Source organism: Flavobacterium buctense (assembly GCF_014486695.1).
Lineage (GTDB): Bacteria > Bacteroidota > Bacteroidia > Flavobacteriales > Flavobacteriaceae > Flavobacterium > Flavobacterium buctense.
In genome coordinates, this window is sequence record NZ_JACTAB010000004.1 from 243,527 (window position 1) to 264,584 (window position 21,058).

19 protein-coding genes are annotated in these 21,058 nt (G+C 35.0%); 11 read left to right on the forward strand and 8 right to left on the reverse strand.

Annotation, left to right across the window (positions count from 1 at the left end):
- The first annotated feature begins 142 nt into the window (after window positions 1-142).
- The 5 genes from ICG50_RS08505 to ICG50_RS08525 all read left to right on the forward strand — a co-directional run bounded on the left by ICG50_RS08505 (window position 143) and on the right by ICG50_RS08525 (window position 6,073).
- On the forward strand, window positions 143-1,771 hold the full coding sequence (locus tag ICG50_RS08505) for an acyl-CoA carboxylase subunit beta (RefSeq protein ID WP_187660483.1): 1,629 nt from the start codon (window positions 143-145) through the stop codon (window positions 1,769-1,771).
- A 17-nt stretch (window positions 1,772-1,788) separates the two neighbouring features.
- Window positions 1,789-2,208, forward strand: coding sequence for a DUF5004 domain-containing protein (locus tag ICG50_RS08510; protein ID WP_187660484.1), 420 nt, complete (start codon window positions 1,789-1,791; stop codon window positions 2,206-2,208).
- Window positions 2,209-2,255: 47 nt separating this feature from the next.
- Window positions 2,256-3,902, forward strand: a complete 1,647-nt coding sequence (locus tag ICG50_RS08515) for an RluA family pseudouridine synthase (protein ID WP_187660485.1) — start codon at window positions 2,256-2,258, stop codon at window positions 3,900-3,902.
- 49 nt (window positions 3,903-3,951) lie between these two features.
- Window positions 3,952-5,568: a M1 family metallopeptidase gene (locus tag ICG50_RS08520; protein ID WP_187660486.1), complete on the forward strand. Its 1,617-nt coding sequence runs from the start codon at window positions 3,952-3,954 to the stop codon at window positions 5,566-5,568.
- Window positions 5,569-5,647: 79 nt separating this feature from the next.
- Window positions 5,648-6,073 carry a DoxX family protein gene (locus ICG50_RS08525; protein ID WP_187660487.1) on the forward strand — a complete coding sequence of 142 codons (426 nt, stop codon included), beginning with the start codon at window positions 5,648-5,650 and terminating at the stop codon, window positions 6,071-6,073.
- 56 nt (window positions 6,074-6,129) lie between these two features.
- Here ICG50_RS08525 and ICG50_RS08530 read toward each other — a convergent pair whose 3' ends face one another.
- Both ICG50_RS08530 and ICG50_RS08535 read right to left on the reverse strand, forming a co-directional pair.
- Window positions 6,130-7,170 carry an AMP-binding protein gene (locus tag ICG50_RS08530; protein ID WP_187660488.1) on the reverse strand — a complete coding sequence of 347 codons (1,041 nt, stop codon included), beginning with the start codon at window positions 7,168-7,170 and terminating at the stop codon, window positions 6,130-6,132.
- Window positions 7,163-8,119: a CPBP family intramembrane glutamic endopeptidase gene (locus tag ICG50_RS08535; RefSeq protein WP_187660489.1), complete on the reverse strand. Its 957-nt coding sequence runs from the start codon at window positions 8,117-8,119 to the stop codon at window positions 7,163-7,165. The genes ICG50_RS08530 and ICG50_RS08535 overlap by 8 nt, the downstream gene beginning before the upstream one ends.
- 71 nt (window positions 8,120-8,190) lie before the next feature.
- On the opposite strand from ICG50_RS08535, the gene ICG50_RS08540 reads away from it, so the two are divergent.
- Window positions 8,191-8,532 (forward strand): ArsC/Spx/MgsR family protein, encoded by a 342-nt coding sequence (locus ICG50_RS08540; RefSeq protein WP_187660490.1) that lies wholly within the window; start codon window positions 8,191-8,193, stop codon window positions 8,530-8,532.
- A 92-nt stretch (window positions 8,533-8,624) separates the two neighbouring features.
- Window positions 8,625-11,084 (forward strand): TonB-dependent receptor, encoded by a 2,460-nt coding sequence (locus tag ICG50_RS08545; RefSeq protein WP_187660491.1) that lies wholly within the window; start codon window positions 8,625-8,627, stop codon window positions 11,082-11,084.
- A gap of 51 nt (window positions 11,085-11,135) precedes the next feature.
- Here the strand turns inward: ICG50_RS08545 and ICG50_RS08550 are convergent, their stop codons facing one another.
- Window positions 11,136-11,309, reverse strand: coding sequence for a hypothetical protein (locus ICG50_RS08550; RefSeq protein ID WP_187660492.1), 174 nt, complete (start codon window positions 11,307-11,309; stop codon window positions 11,136-11,138).
- 275 nt (window positions 11,310-11,584) lie between these two features.
- On the opposite strand from ICG50_RS08550, the gene fumC reads away from it, so the two are divergent.
- Window positions 11,585-12,982 carry a class II fumarate hydratase gene (fumC, locus tag ICG50_RS08555; RefSeq protein ID WP_187660493.1) on the forward strand — a complete coding sequence of 466 codons (1,398 nt, stop codon included), beginning with the start codon at window positions 11,585-11,587 and terminating at the stop codon, window positions 12,980-12,982.
- Window positions 12,983-13,069: 87 nt separating this feature from the next.
- Here fumC and ICG50_RS08560 read toward each other — a convergent pair whose 3' ends face one another.
- Together ICG50_RS08560 and ICG50_RS08565 are read right to left on the reverse strand one after the other, a co-directional pair.
- Window positions 13,070-13,564, reverse strand: a complete 495-nt coding sequence (locus tag ICG50_RS08560) for a CAP domain-containing protein (RefSeq protein WP_187660364.1) — start codon at window positions 13,562-13,564, stop codon at window positions 13,070-13,072.
- A 317-nt stretch (window positions 13,565-13,881) separates the two neighbouring features.
- Window positions 13,882-14,163: a hypothetical protein gene (locus tag ICG50_RS08565; protein ID WP_187660494.1), complete on the reverse strand. Its 282-nt coding sequence runs from the start codon at window positions 14,161-14,163 to the stop codon at window positions 13,882-13,884.
- A gap of 98 nt (window positions 14,164-14,261) precedes the next feature.
- Between ICG50_RS08565 and ICG50_RS08570 the strand changes: the two genes are divergently transcribed.
- A complete protein-coding gene (locus ICG50_RS08570) occupies window positions 14,262-15,116 on the forward strand; it encodes an aldose 1-epimerase family protein (protein ID WP_187660495.1) in 855 nt (284 codons plus the stop codon).
- 18 nt (window positions 15,117-15,134) lie between these two features.
- Window positions 15,135-15,695, forward strand: a complete 561-nt coding sequence (locus ICG50_RS08575; protein WP_187660496.1) for a GNAT family N-acetyltransferase — start codon at window positions 15,135-15,137, stop codon at window positions 15,693-15,695.
- On the opposite strand, the gene ICG50_RS08580 is transcribed toward ICG50_RS08575, so the two are convergent.
- Both ICG50_RS08580 and ICG50_RS08585 read right to left on the reverse strand, forming a co-directional pair.
- Window positions 15,696-15,929: a VF530 family protein gene (locus tag ICG50_RS08580; protein ID WP_187660497.1), complete on the reverse strand. Its 234-nt coding sequence runs from the start codon at window positions 15,927-15,929 to the stop codon at window positions 15,696-15,698. It lies immediately after the preceding gene.
- A 94-nt stretch (window positions 15,930-16,023) separates the two neighbouring features.
- Window positions 16,024-16,662 (reverse strand): outer membrane protein, encoded by a 639-nt coding sequence (locus tag ICG50_RS08585; RefSeq protein WP_187660498.1) that lies wholly within the window; start codon window positions 16,660-16,662, stop codon window positions 16,024-16,026.
- Between the two features lie 152 nt (window positions 16,663-16,814).
- On the opposite strand from ICG50_RS08585, the gene smpB reads away from it, so the two are divergent.
- The gene (smpB, locus tag ICG50_RS08590) at window positions 16,815-17,270 is read left to right on the forward strand and encodes an SsrA-binding protein SmpB (protein ID WP_187660499.1); all 456 of its coding nucleotides are present in this window, start codon (window positions 16,815-16,817) and stop codon (window positions 17,268-17,270) included.
- Window positions 17,271-17,298: 28 nt separating this feature from the next.
- Here smpB and ICG50_RS08595 read toward each other — a convergent pair whose 3' ends face one another.
- The gene (locus ICG50_RS08595) at window positions 17,299-21,045 is read right to left on the reverse strand and encodes a transglutaminase domain-containing protein (protein ID WP_187660500.1); all 3,747 of its coding nucleotides are present in this window, start codon (window positions 21,043-21,045) and stop codon (window positions 17,299-17,301) included.
- Window positions 21,046-21,058: the final 13 nt, after the last annotated feature.

The window sequence follows — 21,058 nt, forward strand, 5'->3', positions numbered from 1 at the left end:
AAGTGAATATTAAATATACAATTACTATTTGGACTGAAATTTACAATTTGTTAACATTTAAATCGGAAGCAAATTTTACCCTTATTTCTCTTATTGAAAACGTTTTCGTAGCTTAGCCTCCGAATAAAACAAACACCATTATATGGACATCAACTTCAATAAAAACGAAGATCACAACAAACTTTTACTCACCGATTTAAAGCAACGTTTTGCCAAAGTTAGAATTGGCGGTGGTGAAAAGCGTATTGAAAAATTACATTCCGAAGGCAAAATGACTGCTCGAGAACGTATTGATTATTTATTGGATGCAAAAAAAAACAGCATAGAAATCGGCGCTTTTGTAGGTGATGGAATGTATGCGGAACATGGCGGTTGCCCTTCGGGTGGCGTTGTGGTTAAAATGGGTTACATCAAAGGCAAACAATGCATAGTCGTGGCCAATGACGCAACCGTAAAAGCCGGTGCTTGGTTTCCGATTACGGCCAAAAAGAATTTACGCGCTCAAGAAATCGCGATGGAAAATTGTTTGCCAATTATTTATTTAGTCGATTCAGCCGGAGTATATTTACCCATGCAAGACGAAATTTTCCCCGATAAAGAACATTTTGGACGCATCTTCAGAAATAATGCCATTATGAGCAGTATGGGTATTACCCAAATTGCGGCGGTAATGGGCAGTTGTGTTGCCGGCGGAGCTTATCTTCCAATTATGAGTGATGAAGCGATGATAGTGGATAAAACCGGAAGTATTTTCTTGGCCGGAAGTTATTTGGTAAAAGCCGCCATTGGTGAAAATATAGACAATGAAACACTTGGCGGAGCCACAACACACTGCGAAATCTCGGGCGTGACCGATTACAAAGCCAAAGACGATAAAGACGCTTTAGACCGAATTAAAAGTATCGTTGGGAAAATTGGTGACTATGAAAAAGCGGGATTTAATCGTGAGAAACCTTTAAAACCAGCCTTAGACGAAAAAGAAATTTACGGCATTTTACCCAAATCAAGAGCCGAACAATACGACATGATGGAAATCATCAAACGTTTGGTCGACAACTCCGAAATGGACATGTACAAACCTGATTACGGTAAATCAATCATCACTTGTTATGCCCGAATTGACGGTTGGGCTGTCGGCATTGTTGCCAATCAGAGAACAGTTTCTAAAACCAAAAAAGGCGAAATCCAGTTTGGTGGCGTGATCTATTCCGATTCGGCTGATAAAGCCACGCGTTTTATTGCCAATTGCAACCAAAAGAAAATTCCGTTAGTTTTTGTACAAGACGTCACCGGATTTATGGTCGGCTCCAAAAGTGAACACGGCGGTATTATTAAAGACGGTGCGAAAATGGTGAATGCGGTTTCCAATTCGGTTGTACCAAAATTCACTGTGATTGTTGGAAACTCTTATGGCGCCGGAAACTACGCGATGTGTGGCAAAGCCTATGATCCTAGATTAATCTTTGCTTGGCCAAGTGCGGAACTCGCCGTTATGGGTGGAACGCAAGCCGCAAAAGTATTGGCCCAAATTGAAGCTTCATCCTTAAAAGCGAAAGGCGAAACCGTTGACGAAAAAGTAGAACAAGAACTATTCGATAAAATCAAAGCGCGTTACGATGCGCAAGTTTCTCCTTATTATGCAGCGGCAAGATTATGGACTGATGCGATCATTGATCCTTTAGAAACACGAACTTGGATTTCTATGGGAATTGAAGCGGCGAATCATGCTCCGATTGAGAAAAAGTTTAATTTGGGAGTAATACAGGTTTAATTAATAAATAAATTCCAATGAAACAATTACTGCTTTTCATTTTCGCAACAATAAATTTAAGCCTTACTGTTCAAACTGAAGAGTATACGGGAACTTATGTTTTTTATGTAAAAGCCCAAAAAGGAGAAATCATTGATTACAAGCTTCACTTAAATCCCGATAAAACTTTTCTTTATACGAGTTATATCAATAATAACACAAATGAGTACCATACCAAAGGCAAAGGAACCTGGACAGTTGACAATAAAATTATAAAATTCACCACCGAACTTACCGATTTAGACAAAGACCATACTTTAAATTTCACCGGAACAACTGCCAGAGTTATTAAAAAATCGCCTCGAGACACTAGTGATAAGGTTGTGCCAACCGCACTTCAATTTTATAAATCTGAAATTCGCACAATTGAAAATTTGAAGCTTTTATTGCAGGAATAAATCAGAATTTAGCAAACATTCCCATTTCCTTTTTTAGCTTTGCAACGATGAAATCTATGACTCATTTTATCGTTTTCAAACAAAATATTTCAGGTATTGCTTTACCCGAGAAATTCACTTTTCCATTTTATTACGAGCCTCATGAATTGAGTGTGATGGCGGCGAATGAATTGCAAAACTACCTCGAAACCCAAACCGATTTTGAACACAACTTTGGTTTAGACAACGATTCTGATAGATTAGTGATTGGAAAAATGTTTGGCGTACTAGTGGTGCTAAATAACGAAGTTAAATTAGGTTATCTCTGGGCTTTTTCAGGCAAGTTGGCGGAAAGTAACCACCATCCTTTATTTGTCCCAACGGTATTTGATATGCTCGAAGAAAACAGTTTCTTTAAAAGAGAAGAAACCATTCTAAATCAGTACAACCAAAAAATTGAGAAGCTTGAAAATGATGCTGAATATTTAGCAGCCATTCAACATTTGGAACAAACCAAACAACAAGCGGAACGTGAAATCAGAGCGCAAAAAGAGACCATAAAAATTGGTAAAAAAATCCGTGCCGAAAAGCGAAAATCATTGCCGGAAGAAGCCTTGGAACTACTAAACAAAGAAAGTCAGGAAGAAGGGATTTTACTCAAGAAAATGACACAATATTGGCAACATCATCTGCAAGCTGCCATTAATTCTTTGGCTATTTATACCCATAAAATCAACCAACTGAAAGAAGAACGACGTCAAAAATCAGCTACTTTGCAACAACAATTGTTTGCCGAATATGCTTTTTTAAACCAACACCAAGAACTAAAAAGTTTAGGCGAAATCTTTAATGGCAATCCTCCTGCTGGTGCCGGAGAATGTGCAGCGCCAAAATTATTGCATTATGCTTTTCACAATAATTTAAAGCCAATTGCTATGGCGGAATTTTGGTGGGGACAATCTCCTAAATCTGAAGTCAGAAAACACAAGCAGTTTTATCCGGCATGCACCGGTAAATGCGAACCTATTTTGGCACACATGCTAAAAGACATTCCGATGGATGACAATCCATTTGCGGTAAATGCTGCTGAAGGAAAAGAACTCGAAGTGGTGTTTGAAGATGAATATTTGGCCTTGATAAACAAACCTGCTGAATTCCTGTCTGTTCCGGGAAAACAAGTTACAGATTCGGTTTTTGCCCGAGTGAAAAAGCTTTATCCTAATGCAAGCGGACCATTAGTTGTGCATCGTTTAGACATGTCGACTTCAGGTTTAATTTTGATTGCCAAATCGAGTGAAATACATAAAAATCTTCAATCACAATTCATTAAAAGAAAAGTAAAAAAACGTTATCTAGCTTTGCTTGACGGTTTGTTAAAAGAAGACAAAGGCGTAATCGATTTACCTTTGCGAGTAGATTTAGACAATCGCCCGAATCAAATTGTTTGTTACGACCATGGCAAACCGGCGCAAACCCATTGGGAAGTTATTGAAAGAAGAGCGCATCAAACCTTGGTCTACTTCTACCCGATTACCGGCAGAACGCATCAACTTCGAGTACATGCCGCGCATAATTTAGGTCTCAATACACCAATTGTTGGCGATGATTTATACGGAACCAAAGCCAATCGCTTGCATTTGCATGCAGAAAGCATTACTTTTAATCATCCCATTTCAAAAGATAGCTTGACCATTACGGTTGGAGCAAAGTTTTAGATTCGTAACAAAAATTGAGTTTTAGTACTCATTATGAAACACTTCCATTATGAAAAATTTCTTTTTTTATACATTTTTGCTGGTAAGTTATCAAACAAGCATAGCGCAAAATTTCACTCGAAAAGACTCTTTGCAAGGCGGATTACGTCCGGAACGAACCAGTTATGATGTAATGCGTTATGATTTAAATATCAAAATTGATCCGAAAGAAAAATCAATTATAGGCTATAATACGATCACTTTCAAAGTCGTTGAAAACACTTCAAAAATCCAAGTCGATTTATTTGAAAATATGCGTATTGACAGTATTGTTTATAAGCAAAACAGACTGAAATACACTCGAGATTTCAATGCCGTTTTTATCGATTTTCCTTCTGTATTGTCTACAGACCTACCGGAACAATCGATTCGATTTTATTATTCAGGTAAACCAATAATTGCCCGCAGAGCGCCTTGGGATGGTGGATTTGTTTTTTCAAAAGACAGCAACGGGAAAGACTGGATTGGTGTAGCAGTGCAAGGAACCGGCGCTAGTTTATGGTATCCGGTAAAAGATTCTCAAACCGATGAACCGGATAGAGGTGCCAGTATCAATGTAGCTGTTCCCAATGGTTTGATGAATGTTTCTAATGGCAGATTCTTAGGCTCTGAAGATTTAAAAAATGGCTACACTCGTTGGGATTGGGAAGTAAAAAGTCCGATTAACACTTATGATATTACTGTCAATATCGCGGATTATGTGCATCTGCATGACAACCATAACGGATTGGATTTAGATTATTACGTTTTGCGTGAAAACGAAGTCAAAGCCAAAAAGCATTTTGAAGAAGTGAAACCAATGATGGATTGTTTTCAAAGTAAATTCGGCGAGTATCCGTTTAAAGAAGACGGTTATAAATTAGTCGAAACTTCTTATTTAGGTATGGAACACCAAAGTGCTGTTGCTTATGGTAATAAATATCTTAAAGGTTATCTGGGAATGGATTTGTCAGGTACAGGAATTGGCTTAACTTTCGACTATATTACGATTCATGAAAGTGGTCACGAATGGTTTGGCAACAGCATCACTTCAGCTGATATTGCCGATATGTGGATTCATGAAGGTTTTACCCAATATACAGAAATAGTTTATGTCGAATGTACATTAGGCTACGAAAAAGCGATGAAATACGCCAACGGATTGCGAGCTAATGTTAACAATGACAAGCCTATCATTGGGATTTATGGAGTAAATCAAGAAGGTTCAGGCGACATGTATCCGAAAGGAGCTTTACTTTTGAATACTTTAAGACATGTCATCAATGATGATGCAAAATGGTGGAAATTGATAGTAGATTATTCCAATACTTTCAAACATAAAATTATTGATACCGAAACCGTGATTGCGTTCTTTAACAAAGAAAGCAGCCTGAATTTAACCCCAATTTTTAATCAATACTTATATAAAACCACCATTCCGAAATTGGAATTAAAGACAGTAAGAGGTAAATTACAAGCTCGTTGGGCAAATGTAAATACAGACTTTGCTATGCCGGTAGATTTGATTCATGATAATAAAACCATCAGAATTTACCCAAAAAACGATTGGACACCGACAAATTTGAAAATGAAAAAAATCGGTCAATTACAAGTATCTGACAATAAATTTTACATTATAGCACCTTAAAACATTCAAAAAAAAACCTTAAACATTCTGTATCTCATTAATATATAGTAAATTAGACTGAACTTTAAACTCATTTATTATGGATACTTCAGTAAAAGGTTTGAACAAATGGGCCAATGCTCATTCAACGATTTGGTTTGACGCCTTCAGAATACTTCTTGGTATTTTTTTAATTTACAAAGGCGCCTATTTTATCAGTAACAGTAGAGATTTTGAAGATTTGATTGCTCCGGTGAGTAATTTTCTGGGCGGAATGTTGACATTTCATTACATAGCTTCGGCTCATATCATGGGCGGAATTATGATTGTTTTCGGACTGTTGACTCGATGGGCTTTAATTGCGCAATTGCCTATTTTATTAGGCGCCGTGCTAATCAATTTTATTGGAGAAATGAACGCAGTAAACCTACTTGTTGCAACAGTTGTATTAGCCGTAAGTGTTTTTTACACCATCTATGGAAGCGGAAAACATTCGGCAGATTACTATTTCAAAATGCAAAAATGATATTGTAATTATCAAAATAAAAAACGCACTAAGGTAATTTTTAGTGCGTTTTTTATTTATTGTAAAGACTCTTTTCGCAAGACTTTTCCGTTTTCGGTTTCTTTAAACTTCGCAATAAAAATCAGTTCTTTAGGTTTTTCATATTTATCCAATTCATCGTATAAATCATCTCCTAAATCCTGTTTTTCACCTTCAACAACCAGCACAACTTTTTCACCTAATTCTGAATCCGGTTTAGCTGTAATAAAAAACCGTTGATGAATTTTGTGTGCCAATTTATCCTCAATTTGTTCCGGAATCAACTTAATGCCTCCACTGTTGATTACATTATCCATTCGGCCCAAGAAAACAAACTGGTTTTCATTAATCAATTCTACTATATCATTGGTCACAATAACATCATCGGAAATACGTGGTGCATGAATTACCAAACAATTCCTGTCGTCAAATGAAATCGTAACGCCCGGTAAGACACTAAAAGCTTTTTCACCTAATTTTCTGGCTGCAATATGAGTAATTGTCTCAGTCATACCGTACGTTTCAAATATTTGAGTCGGCAATTTCAACAATTGTTTTTCAAGTACTTTATTAAGCGCTGCACCACCTACAATCATTTTTTTTACTTTCTTTAGTTCGGGTATTGAATTTTGGGCTTGTAATGGCACCATCGCCACAAAATCATACTCAATTTCATTATTGCGCAAAGGATGTGAACTAGGTGCCACAAATTCCATATCTAAACCCAATATCATGGCGCGCACCAACATCATTTTTCCGGCTACATATTTTACAGGCAAACAATGTAGCGCTCTGTTTCCCGGTTGTAAATCAAAAAAATCCCCGGTAGCCAGCGCAGAATTAACCATAGCTTGCTTGCTGACCGAGATTGTTTTCGGAGTACCGGTTGTGCCCGACGTTTGCATCTCAATATGATCTTTACCATCAAACCAGTCTAAAAGAAAATCGCCTACAGGCTTTTCAAAATCTTCTCCTTCTTTGATAAAACTATAAGCCACACGACACAAGTCTTCTCGGTCGAGATGAAATCCATTTAGTTTAAACTGATTGTGTACATTTTCGTAGGTTGGGCTATTCATGACTTTCACTATTTTGAGTAATTTCTGGTTTATGTAATACAATTTTACCGGTTAGTTTTTCTTTCCAATTGGTCCATTTGTATTTTTTACTAAAGATAATTAATAGTATTGGAAAAATAATAATGACCGGTGCCAAAACTTCAAATCCAACCGATGGCGTTGAGATGTCTTTAAAAATAGATTCCGTTTTGAGTGCAGACCAATCCGATGAGACTAGTAAAGCAGCCGTTATATTATTGGCGGCATGAAACCCAAGGGCCAATTCCATTCCATCATCCATTAAAGTGATGATCCCCAGAAAAAAACCGGTACCTATATAATATACCATGATAATGTAACCCATTTTTTGAACTTCAGGATTCAAAATATGCATTAATCCGAACATCAAGGAAGTGGTTACTAAGGGAAACCATCTGTTTTTGGCTAACAATCCCAAGCCTTGCATTAAATAGCCTCTAAAAATATACTCTTCAGCACTGGTTTGAATGGGTAACAAAGTGAAAGAAATTAGCAAAAGAATTAGAAATGGAACCAATTTAAAGTTGAGCACAAAACTTTCCGGACTAGAAAAATAAAAAGCTAAAGTGGAAAGAACCGTAAAAGAACTCCAAATACTAAAACTAAAAAATATTCTTTGCCAATCGACTTTATCTCTTGAAGTAGTAATGTCAATCATTTTTAACTTATGAAGATATTTAACCACCAAGACAATCCCAATCATGGTAGAGACAAAAATCAATAACATCAAAAACAAAGTAGTGTTTGGACTAAAAATTTTCATTATTTCCTCTTCATTGGTTGGCATAGATTTTCCTGACGATAAGGTTTTAACCACTACCGCAATGGCCAAGGGAATTTGTCCAAGCATATAAAAAACAGCAATAATAAAAAAACCTAAAAGATAATTAAGAACCGAATTGTGTGTCTTATTTCTATTTTCCAAAAACATAGCGATTTAATTTTTTATTTCGCCTAAATTAACTTTTTTCCATTAATATCTATTACTTTGTCAAAAAAAAGATGTTACAAATACTTCACAATCCAAGATGTGGGAAGTCAAGGAACTGCCTGGCTTTTCTTGAGAATAATAAAGCAACTTTTGAAATCAGAAACTACATTCAAAATCCACTTTCTGAAGAAGAATTGAAAACTGTAATTCAAAAACTAGCTATCAAACCGATAGCCTTAGTCCGCCAAAAAGAAGCGATTTGGATTGACCAATTCAAAGACAAAACAATGTCTGATAACGAAGTCATTAGAGCATTAACCCTACATCCTATTTTGATGGAACGACCAATCGTAATTAAAGACAACAAAGCTATTATTGGAAGAGATTTAGAAAAACTGGAAAAATTCCTTTAAAATTAGGGATGCATTTTTAACAAACATTTGGGAATTGTCCCTTAAACCAAAGTGTATTTTTGCAATCCAAAGCAAGAATTAAAACATTTTAGATGAAAAAAATTAAGATTATCTCAACCCTACTTTTATTCTGTTATTCATTATTGTCATTTTCCCAACAAAGACCTGAACGTGCTAAAATAACCATTACCGGTAATGTAATAGAGAAAACAAGTAAACTACCACTGGAATACGCGACCGTTACTTTAAAAAATACTAAAAATCCAAAACAGATTTTTGGCGGAATCACCGATAATAAAGGAAACTTTACTGTTGATGGCGCCGCGGGTGAATTTGACATCATCATCGAGTTTATTTCATTCAAGCCTACAGAATTAAAGGGCAAAAAATTGACAGAAAATACTAATTTAGGAACTATTGCTTTAGAAGAAGACGCTACCCAATTAAATGAAGTGGTTGTTAGAGCCGAAAAAACGACTGTAGAAATTAAATTGGATAAAAAAGTATACAATGTTGGTAACGATTTGATGGTAAAAGGCGGAACAGTAAGCGATGTTTTAGACAATATTCCTTCTGTTTCTGTAGATGTGGAAGGAAATGTAAGTTTAAGAGGTAATGAAAATGTTAGGATTTTAATAGACGGCAGACCTTCGAATGCCATCAATATCACCGAAGCTTTGCGCTTAATTCCGGCAGATGCTATCGAAAAAGTAGAAGTAATCACTAATCCGTCAGCAAGATATGATGCGGAAGGTGGTGGAGGTTTGTTAAACATTATTTTGAAAAAAGGAAAAAATAGAGGAATTAACGGAACCTTCATCGGCGGAATCGGTGATCCGAAAAACAATAATTTAAGCGGAACATTGAATTACAAAGAAAAAGAGTTTAACTTGTTTTCTACACAAGGGTACAGTAACAGAAATAATCCCGGTAATTCTATCACCAATTCCAGGTATTTAAATGATGACAATACAACCAGAAATTACTTATTTGAAACCCGTGAAAATGATCGTTTTAATGAATCTTACAATGGAAACTTTGGATTTGATTGGTTTTTAAACGAATCTTTAACTTGGACTAACATAGTAAATTATAGAAGAAGTACCGGCGACAATATTGATAATGTATTGCAAAACTATTACGATGCCAACCGTGTTTTTGATTACACCAGAAACCGTATTAACTACGAAGACAGTAAAAGTAATAACGTAGAATTTTCGACTAATTTCACAAAAAAATTCAAAAAAGAAGGGCACAAACTAACGATTGATGGTTCGTTCTCTTCGAATTCAGACAAAAATTTGGCTTTGATTTCTGATACAGCAACCAATACTTCCATTGTTGGTTTAGATGAAACCACCAACAACCAAGAGCAAAGCAGAAATTTATTTCAATTAGATTATGTTCATCCTATTGGAAAAGGAAGCCAATTTGAATTTGGTTACAAAGGCGATTTTTCAAAAAATATTTCCGATTTCAGTGTAATTAATGACGGAATTCCGGCACCACAATTTACCAACATATTAGAATACAAAGAATATGTAAGTGCATTGTATACCAGTTATGGCTTTAAAGTCAATAAGTTTTCTTTCCTTTTTGGTGCACGTTGGGAAGACTCTAACATTCATGTTAATCAATTGGCCACAGCTGATTTCAACAATAAAAAATACGATAACTTTTTTCCTAGTGCTTTCTTAACTTACGAATTTGGAGAACAAACCAGTGCTTCAATCAGCTACAGTAGAAGAATTCAAAGACCTAGAGGAAGATTCCTTAATCCGTTTAACGGCTTGTCAAGTAACGTTAATATTTTCATAGGTAACCCCGATTTAGATCCTGCTTTCACTGATGCCATCGATTTAGGCTATATCAAACGTTGGAATAAATTAACTTTAAACACATCACTCTACGGAAACAAAACATCAGATTCATTTCAATTTGTTAGAAGACCTAACGGTGAATTGCAAAACGATATTCCGGTAATTATTACTTCACCAATCAATTTAGCAACACAATATAGAGTTGGTTTTGAGTTTACCTTAAATTATTCACCCTATAAATGGTGGAAATTAAATAGTAATTTCAACTTTTTCTATAATGAAACAGATGGTGAATTCTCGTATACCGATATAAATGATAATTTGGTGATTCAAGATTTTGACTTTAGTGCCACATCATGGTTTACCAGATTAACTTCAAAAATTACTTTGCCTTATAAAATTGATTGGCAAACAAACGCTACTTATAACGGTGCTCAAAAACAAGCCCAAGGTAAGAGTTTGGGTGTTTTTAGTATGAATCTTGGTTTTAGTAAAGACATTCTGAAAGATAAGGGAACTGTTTCCCTAAACGTAAGCGATGTTTTCAACTCCAGAAAAAGAATTTCAGAGACTTTTCTTCCCGGTGATGTAGATTCTTATAGTGAAATGCAATGGAGAGTTAGACAAATTAACTTCTCTTTTACTTACCGTTTCAATGTACAGAAAAATGAAAAAGAAAGAAAACCACGCGGTGGTCAACAAGAAGAAGGCGGAGATTTTCCTGGAACATAAATTAAAAAAGCCCCGAAATTCGGGGCTTTTTTATGAACATCTAGTTTAAAACTAGGCTGTTTGCTCGGCTTCTTTTTGCGCTTTTCTTTCCGCTAATAATTCTCTTACACCACCAAAAATCCAATACGGAACAATGAAAGTGATTAAAAATATCATCAACCAAAAACCAATCGTTAAAATGGTTAAGAAAGCTAAGAACCCTAAATACTGTTGAAATTCAAACATGTTTTCCGGAATTTTTTTGAATTATACGCAAATGTAAGTGTAATATTTATGCTAACCAAAAAACAAAATCAATTTTTATTAAATAGTTTTTATCACTAATTTTGCAATGCTTTTTTAAGGAGCTATTTCCCGCTATTCGTTACAATCTTTTTACCGCTTTGTCACCCTGAGCGCAGTCAAAGGGCTTTTCTTCAAAGCAATAAAAAGGATTTCCACTACTATCGGGGCTAAAATAATGCATAAGCGATACACATAAACAATAAACAACAAACACAATGGAATACAGAATCGAAAAAGACACGATGGGCGAAGTTAAAGTACCTGCCGATAAATATTGGGGCGCACAAACCGAACGCTCAAGAAATAACTTTAAAATTGGTCCGTCGGCTTCGATGCCCAAAGAAATTATCGAAGGATTTGCATATTTGAAAAAAGCGGCTGCTTTTGCCAATTGTGACTTGGGCGTCCTTTCAACCGAAAAACGTGATGCCATTGCAGTTGTATGTGACGAAATTTTAGCCGGAAAATTAACCGACGAATTTCCATTGGTAATTTGGCAAACCGGTTCAGGAACACAAAGCAATATGAACGTAAACGAAGTGATTGCTAATCGAGCGCAAGTCTTAGCCGGATTCAAAATCGGTGAAGGCGAGCAATTGGTAAAAGCCAATGATGATGTTAATAAATCCCAATCGTCTAACGATACATTTCCAACAGGAATGCACATTGCCTGTTACAAAGCAGCAGTTGAAGTAACCATTCCAGGAGTTGAGAAACTACGTGATACGTTAGCCGCAAAATCAAAAGAATATATGAATGTGGTTAAAATTGGAAGAACCCACTTGATGGATGCCACGCCTTTAACCTTAGGACAAGAACTTTCCGGTTATGTTGCCCAATTGAACTATGGTTTAAAAGCCTTAAAAAATACTCTATCGCATTTGTCTGAAGTAGCTTTAGGCGGAACAGCCGTAGGAACCGGTTTAAATACACCAGCCGGATATGATGTAAAAGTAGCAGAATATATTGCTCAATTCACCGGACATCCCTTTGTAACTGCTCCGAATAAATTTGAGGCTTTAGCTTCTCACGATGCTATTGTTGAAGCCCATGGTGCTTTAAAGCAGTTGGCTGTTTCTTTAAATAAAATTGCTAATGACATCCGAATGTTGGCTTCAGGTCCACGCTCCGGAATCGGTGAAATTTTAATTCCAGAAAACGAACCCGGATCATCTATCATGCCCGGAAAAGTAAATCCAACACAGTGCGAAGCGTTGACTATGGTTTGTGCTCAAGTAATGGGTAACGACGTTGCTATCTCTGTTGGAGGCATGCAAGGGCATTATGAATTGAATGTTTTCAAACCGGTAATGGCAGCCAACTTTTTACAATCGGCACGTTTGATTGGCGATGCTTGTGTTTCTTTTGATGAACATTGTGCACAAGGAATTGAACCCAACCACAAACGCATCAAAGAATTGGTAGACAATTCATTAATGTTGGTTACCGCTTTAAATACTAAAATAGGGTATTACAAAGCTGCAGAGATTGCTCAAACTGCTCATAAAAATGGTACTACTTTAAAAGAAGAAGCCGTAAGATTAGGCTATGTTTCACCGGAAGACTTTGATGCTTGGGTTAAGCCCGAAGATATGGTTGGAAGTTTAAAATAACAATTGCCATAAATCTTATTACACAAAAAAACCCGCTTTAGAGGCGGGTTTTTCGATCTGTCAAAATCAAACAAAACAATAATCAAACTATTTTTTTATTAACATATTAGTGTAATATTTTCTTCCCGTTTCCGGATTTGTTGTAACTGAAATTCCAAAGTGCGTGTAGTCACCTTCTATGTTAGCTTTGTGCGCCGGACTGTTTAACCAAGCCGCAAAGGCGCTTTCTGCAGTTTGATAATTGTAAGCGATATTCTCGCCTACCCTTTCTGCTCCTAATACTCTGATCAAATTATCAGAACGTTGTTGGAAGTAATCGTGATTAAAGACATTGTTATCAATCATATAATAATTGTGCTCTTCCGATTTGTAAGAGATGTGATTGATTACTTGTAGAGTGTTTAGTCCTTGACTTTCACGGTAGTCATTGATTAGCGTAACTAATTTTAATTCGGTTTCGTTGTAATTATAGACAGTTACAACTTGCTTATCAACTGTAGTTTCTTCAGAGTCCGAAGAACAAGATACCATAGTGAACACGATTGCTAACGGCAACAATGCTCTAAACATTTTTGCTTTCATAGTAGTAGGTTAAGTTTTTAATAAAGTAGATGTGGGGCAAACACTTTATTTCGATTAATATTGACAGTTTTTAATAAAGTAGATGTGGGGCAAACACTTTATAAATTTTAATTTTAAGAACGTATTGTTTGATTTGGTTAGACAATATTAGGGCAAACATCGATTAAAACACAAATAAAATCGATGAAATACACTTTTATTTATTTATTATAAGATATTTTCTTACTTAAATGTATTTCATCGATGTTTTTTTCGACGGATACAAAACTAAAAAACCACTCCGAAGAGTGGTTTTAATTTATGCTATAAAAAAAGGACTATGCCGATTTATAAATCCGGTTAATAGGAATAGAGTGTCCTTGTTTCAAAATAACTCTTTGGTCTGTTAAAGCCCAAACAGTAGTTTCAACAACTTTTTTTGATTGATTGTCTTCAAAATAAATTCTGATTTTAGAGTGCTCCAAATTGCCTAAAGCCAAAGCTCTGTACAAATCTGAATGTCTTTGCTGCATTTCTTCTTGCGTTTCTAATACGTCTGATTTTGGAAAAGAAAGAAGCTGTATAGTCTCCTTTTCAATTGATTCAAAGTTGGGTTTCATAATTCATAAATTAAGTTTCTAAATAGATTAATGGGCAGAATAAAATTAATAAAATATATTTGTGAACCAAACATTTACCCAAAAACAGCTAATTAATTTTGACTACAACTATCTCAAATTCAATACTATCAGCAACTATCAATCACAAAGGAGCCGAACTTATTTCATTACAAAATGTAACAACAAAAAGAGAATACATTTGGGAAGGAAACCCTGATTTTTGGGGCAAGCACTCGCCTATCTTATTTCCTATTGTCGGAACTTTAAAAAACAATTCCTATCAATATAAAGACAAAATATATTCATTACCACGTCACGGATTCGCCAGAGATTTTAATTTTAAATTACTAGCAGAAGAACCAAATAAAGTAGTTTTTTCTTTACAAGATAATGAAGCTACTCTTGCCATTTACCCATTCAAATTTGAATTGCAACTTATTTATACTTTAAAAAAATCGGAATTAATTGTGGCTTATAAAGTAATCAATAAGTCTGCCGAAACGATCCCTTTTTGCATTGGAGGACATCCGGCATTTACTTTAAAAAACAAATTTGAAAATTATAGTTTGCAGTTTGAATCAGGAGAAAAGCTAATCAGTTACCAACTTGAAAATGACTTACTTTCAGATAAAACTCAAGAAATAGGATTGAAAAAAAATGAATTACCACTAACCTATTCTTTATTTGAGCATGACGCTTTGGTGTTTAAAAACCTGAACTCAAAACAAATTAAAATCCTTGAAAACCATAAACCTATAGTTAACTTGAGGTTCAATGACTTTCCGAATTTTGGCATTTGGACAAAAACAAATGCGCCATTCATCTGTTTGGAACCTTGGCTAGGCTACGCCGATACTACAATGGCTAATGGAAATATCCAGGAAAAAGAAGGCATTCAATTGGTGAAAAGTAATTCTTATGCAAACTATAATTTTAGTATAGAAATTGTATAAATTTACCAAAACGAATTTATGCTTACCATTAATTTCCATCCCTTTCAAAACCTTGAAACCGAGCGATTGCTCTTACGCCGCATCAATGAAAACGATGTTGATGAAGTCTTAGCCCTTCGTGGCAATCCTGAAATCATGAAATACATTCCGAGACCTTTGGCCAAAACGAAAGAAGATGCTTTGGAACATATCGCCATGATTGAAGATAAAATCGTAAATAATATTGGAATCAATTGGGGAATCACCATCAAAGGAAATGATAAAATAATTGGCATTATTGGCCATTACAGAATCCAACCCGAAAATCATCGCGCTGAAATTGGTTATATGTCGTTACCCGAATACAATGGCAAAGGTTATATCACTGAAGCGATAAAAGCCGTCGTTGAATATGGTTTTGTTCAAATGCATCTGCATTCTATTGAAGCAGTAATTGATCCCGATAATACAGCATCCGAAAGGGTTTTGCAAAAAAATGGCTTTGTAAAAGAAGCCCATATTTTGGAAAATGAATTATGGGAAGGGAAATTTTGGGATACGGTTATCTATTCTTTATTAAGCAGAAATTTCAAAAAGTAATTACTTCACATCTAATTTAGGAAGTGTTTTGACATACAACTCTTCCACTTGTTTTCTGGCCCAATCGGTTTTACGCAAAAAAGTCAGACTTGATTTCACACTTGGATTACTGTTAAAGCATCTGATTTTAATCAATTCGCCTAAAGTATCAAAACCATAGTAGTCTACTAATTGCTCAACAATCTTTTGCAGTGTAACACCGTGAAGCGGATCTTTTGAGGGTTGTTTTTCCATGGGTTAAAAGTAATAAAAAAACCACCAATCTTAAATAATTGGCGGTTTTCAAACCCAACAAATTTAGGGCAAACGATATCTGTTAACTTGTAAATTAAAATACAAACTTAAATCCGAATGATAAAGGTGTAGTTAAACTTGGCAGACTGCCTCCCAAAGCACTAATATAAACCGGGTCAACGGAAGCCACATGAGCTACAGAAAAATTATTGATGGTTGTTTTGTCTCCATCATCAGGTTTGATAGTTGTTGAAGAAAAACTAGCCAAGTTATATGAAAACTCAACTGAGAAGTTTTTAGTAACAAAAAAGTCAAAACCACCCGACATCGCTACTCCATATTGAGAAATTTTAGTATCAGCCTCTTTTTCTTTTCCAGTAATAATTGGCGTTGCTAACTGACCAAAGAAGTAAAAATTACCGGCGATATTCCAATATTTTCTCACCAATGGTTCTACAACAATTAAACTAGTGTTTGCATTGGTTACTGATCCCGTTTCTGACTTGATGTTTGCCATACCAACACCCGCACCAACAGTTACTGATGGAGTAACAAAGTATCCTACCAATGGTAAAACGGTTAAATTTGTTGCTTTGGTATCCCCTTCCTTTGTTTGTTGGTAACCAAACTGTGAGGTAGCCCACCATGCGCCTTCTAATCCTTTACTTTCTTCTTGTGCTTGAGCAGTTAAACCGAAAAATGCTAATCCTGCTACTAATAATAATTTTTTCATTTTGATTGTTAGTTTAAAATTATACCCCAAAATTAGTGGGAAGATTTTGCCGAAAAACTGATATAAATCATAGTTTAAACATTTTTTTTATTGATAATTTCGTCCTAATTTCAGTTACTAATTAAGCATTAGTTTAGTACATTTGCCATCCAATGTTGAAAACGATAAACATACTTAACAAACGCGCCAGGTTCGATTATGAGATAATTGAAACTTACACGGCGGGTATTGTTTTAACCGGAACTGAAATCAAATCTATTCGGTTAGGAAAAGCCAATATTACTGAAGGATTTTGTGAGTTTCACCACCACGAATTATTTGCCATCAACACCCAAATTGACGAATACTTATACGGCAATCAGTTCAACCACAAAGCCAAAAGCGAGCGTAAATTGTTGTTAAATAAAAGAGAACTAAAAAAGCTCGAAAGAGCCTTAGATACCAAAGGGTTGACCATCATTCCTCTGAAGTTGTTTACCAATGAAAAAGGGATGGCCAAACTAGATATTGGGCTTTGCAGAGGAAAGAAAACTTATGACAAACGCGAAAGTCTAAAAGAGCAAGACACCAAACGTGATATTGACCGTATTAAAAAAGAGTACAAATAAAAAATCCACCATAAAGGTGGATTTTTTATTATTTGAAACCTACAACTTGCTCTTCTGTGGCTAGTACTTCTTCAAGGTATGCTTTGTATTGAGGATAATCGGCTACTTTGATGTTATCCCAAGGCGTTTTAACGGTTCGGACGATTTTCAACGAATTCGGTTTAACCAATTCAAAAGTGATGGAATAATTGTGATTTTTATAAGTAAAAACCTTGCTCTCAGGAATTTCTGTGAACTTTTTACCTTCAGGAACATTCAGATAAATGGTCGAACTGTAATCAATATTATTCTCATAAGAAATATAATTGATATCATAATTTCTGGTTTCCTGAGCAATAATATCGCGAGTATAAACCCTTTCTACGAAAGGAATATCTGTTATTTTTAAGTTCCCGACACTTTTAATTTTATCGGTAAGTTTTAATTGGGTTTCAAATTCAATGCCCTCTTCAAAAGTGTCATTTTTAATTACTTTGACGGATTGTAATTTTATACCCTTTTTAATTTTAGAACTAAATTGTTCTTCCAAATCTTTTTTGCGGACATCTTCGGTAGTTGAATTAGAAAATAATTCATTGTAATAAGATTTATTAGCACCTTTTACTACATGAGTATTTACAAAATTTACTTCACTATCGGTTACAGTAACAATACTGGTCGTACTCAATGCGTTTACAATAGCATTGTCAAACGGAATTTCAATAATTTCTGCCTTTTCATTTTCAATTTTATCAAATGAGATGATTAAGGCATTAGCCTTGTACAATGACATTGGTAAAGCTTTAAATGGCAGAAATTTATCTGTCAGTTCTAAATAGGTTTCTTTGCCATCTATGGTAGTTTTTACAATACAATGATTGAAATCTTTAGAAGGCAATGACATCATGTGTGCACTGTTTTCATTAGTGGAAACCAAAACTAAATTCGATTTTAAACCGGCCAATTGTGACAAGGCTACAAAAAGAGTGGAAACATCTTTACAATCGCCTAGTTTAGTCGTAATGGTTTTGGAGGGTTTTTGAGGAACATAACCACTTTGTCTGAAATCTTGTGAACTGTATTTAATGTTTTCTTCGATGTAAGTATAAATCTTTTTAGCAATATCCTCTTGGGACATACCTACTACACCTTTAGGAAAAATGCCGTCAAATGTTGTTTTAGTGATTTTATCTAAAACCAAAGTTTTCTTTACCAAATCTGCATACCAGTTTGAAATTTCTTTCCACGACTTAATAGAACTCACATTAATAGTGTTGGTCAAATCTGTGAAATTATTGGAAAATGGCTCCAATAAAGGCATCGCAGGTATATTGTTTCTTTTCCAAATGGTACAAACCTTATTGTTGATTTTTTTAACAACCGGTGTAATATCTCCGTTATTTAATTTGGTAACATACTTGATGCTTTCCGGATTGATAATGGCAAAAACTGATTCAACCGAAGGATAAGTATTGTTGAAATAGCAATCCAAATTAAAGTCTTTATAAAATCTTCCGGTAGAAGTGCTATACGATTCATACTCTATGTAAACAACATCGCCAACTTTCAAATTGGGAAAAACCAAAGTCGAACCACCTTCTTCAGCTGGAACAACGGAACCGTCCGTATTAACAATTTCAGATTTTTGAAGGGTAATACCATAGGTGTTTATGTTGTATTCTTTCAGTTCCTCAATTCCGTTTTCAGCGGTGATTTCATAAATGAGTACTACTTTCGATTTTCTTCCGCCTTCCGGCAAAATGTTGACTATGTATTCATCCATTAAAGTAACCACACCATAATCACTTTTCAATTTAGAATTTCTTCTTTCTTTGATGAGTTTATATTTGTCTTTTACAACGATCTCTTCAATTTCGTCAGGTGTTTTGGTAATGTCATACAATTGTTTTCTCAAACTGCTGTTCTCTGAATTGTGTTCCAATGATTGTCTCATGTACTTTTCAGCTTCTTTCAAATTGGACATGTAATTGTAAACCATTCCCTTGCGTTCCATTAAATAAAAAGAGTAAGGATATAGTGCCAATGAATTGTCAATTTCTACCAAGGCTTCTGCATACTTTTTTTCTTCGATTAGCATGTTGATATAATCGGAAGCAACGCCTGTAAAATAGGGGTAATAATTTTTTCGGTTTATGAATAAACGCTTGATATCCTCTTTTCTGTCGGCATCTCTATAATACCTAACCAAGGCTGCCATGGCAGTAAAGTTGTCCTTTTTATCAACCAAATCCTCAAGCATCTTTATAGCTTTCTCTTTGTTTTTTTCTAAAGAATCATACAAGGGTGCAAATGTGGTTACATAAAACTCACTGTTGTGCGATAAACCCATTATTTCTTCAGCATTCTTCATCATGGCCTGAACATTCGAATTTCTGGCATTAATCAAAAAATCGAACAAGTATCCAAAAGTTGGTGAGGTCAATTTTTTGGCATTGTCTCTCATCTTTTCTAATTCTGCAATGCTGGAAGATCGCAACCATTCACTGTCTTGCGCCTTAGTAGCGATGGTATAATAATACTCAGGATCTTGCAACTCAAGATTTTTCACAATCTCGTTTACTTTAGCCGTGTCATCTTTGTAGGCATAGTACTGACTGATTCTGTTTTTTACAATCGAACTGTTTGGATACATCGCATCTAACTCCTCAATAACATCATGGGCTAACTCTAACTTTTTGTTGTGAATATAGGCATCATACAACATGAATTTGTAGAAAACATTGGTTGGATTTTCTTTTACTTTTTGGGCTAAAAAAATCTCATAATCCGGAGTTAATTCTTCCACTTGTAAGGATTGAAGTGTGGATTTTGTATACTCTTTATAGGTGCTATGGTAAACCAAATCATCTATTTTTTTGCCTTTGGCATCCGTTAACGAAAGTATAAAGTAATTATTTCCACTCGAAATAGATGACTTAACTAAAACCCTATTCATTCCTTTTGGTAATCTTACTTTGAGTTTAAACGCATTTAAATCAGACAGTTTGTTCAAAGTATTTACATAAACTTCTGTGTCATTCACAAATATTTTAAACGATGAACTCATTCCAAAATTGAATACCACTTCCTGTTCTGTTGGATTTTCAACAAAAATTTGTGAGTACATGATGCCATTGCCATATTCATCCTCATTGGAGAAAGTATGATACCCTTCGTTTTGTAGTATTCTCGGATTGTACCATCCCATTTTACCATTGCTATTGGCATCAAATAATTTGTCGTTTTTCGGATAAATTTCCGGTTCGTACTCAATGTCAATACCACTATCGTTTAAGTTTTCAAAAGCACCACACAATTGCCAGTTCATAATCGAATTCAATTGTTTGATGTATTTGTTATACCCTTCCAAATTTTTGCGATTTCTGTCGGCGGTAGCTTTATAATAAATCACAACCGGATCATCTTTGAAAATCTCTGAGGCAATCATCTCATCAATCTTTTTGTAGGTATAATCATTAAAACCGACGGTTTGTATATCATCTAAAATAAATTGCTGTTTAAGCAGTGAAGTCAAATAGTATTTACTTTCCGGAAATTTTACTAAAGTAGTTATGAAGGTTTCATCAAAATCTAATTTACCGTTCTCAAGTTCTATTATTTTCCCGAGCAAAAAATACTCCAATTTGGTTTCAGCGGTTGCCTTAAATTCTTTGTCAAAAAGTTTTTTGGCCTCTGTTCTTTTATTGGCTAGTAATAAATCCCAAACTTTCTTTTCTGCGGTTTGAGCAAAAACAAGAGTTGAGAATAACAAAAAGAAAATCTGGATTTTTTTCATTATATTGATTTAA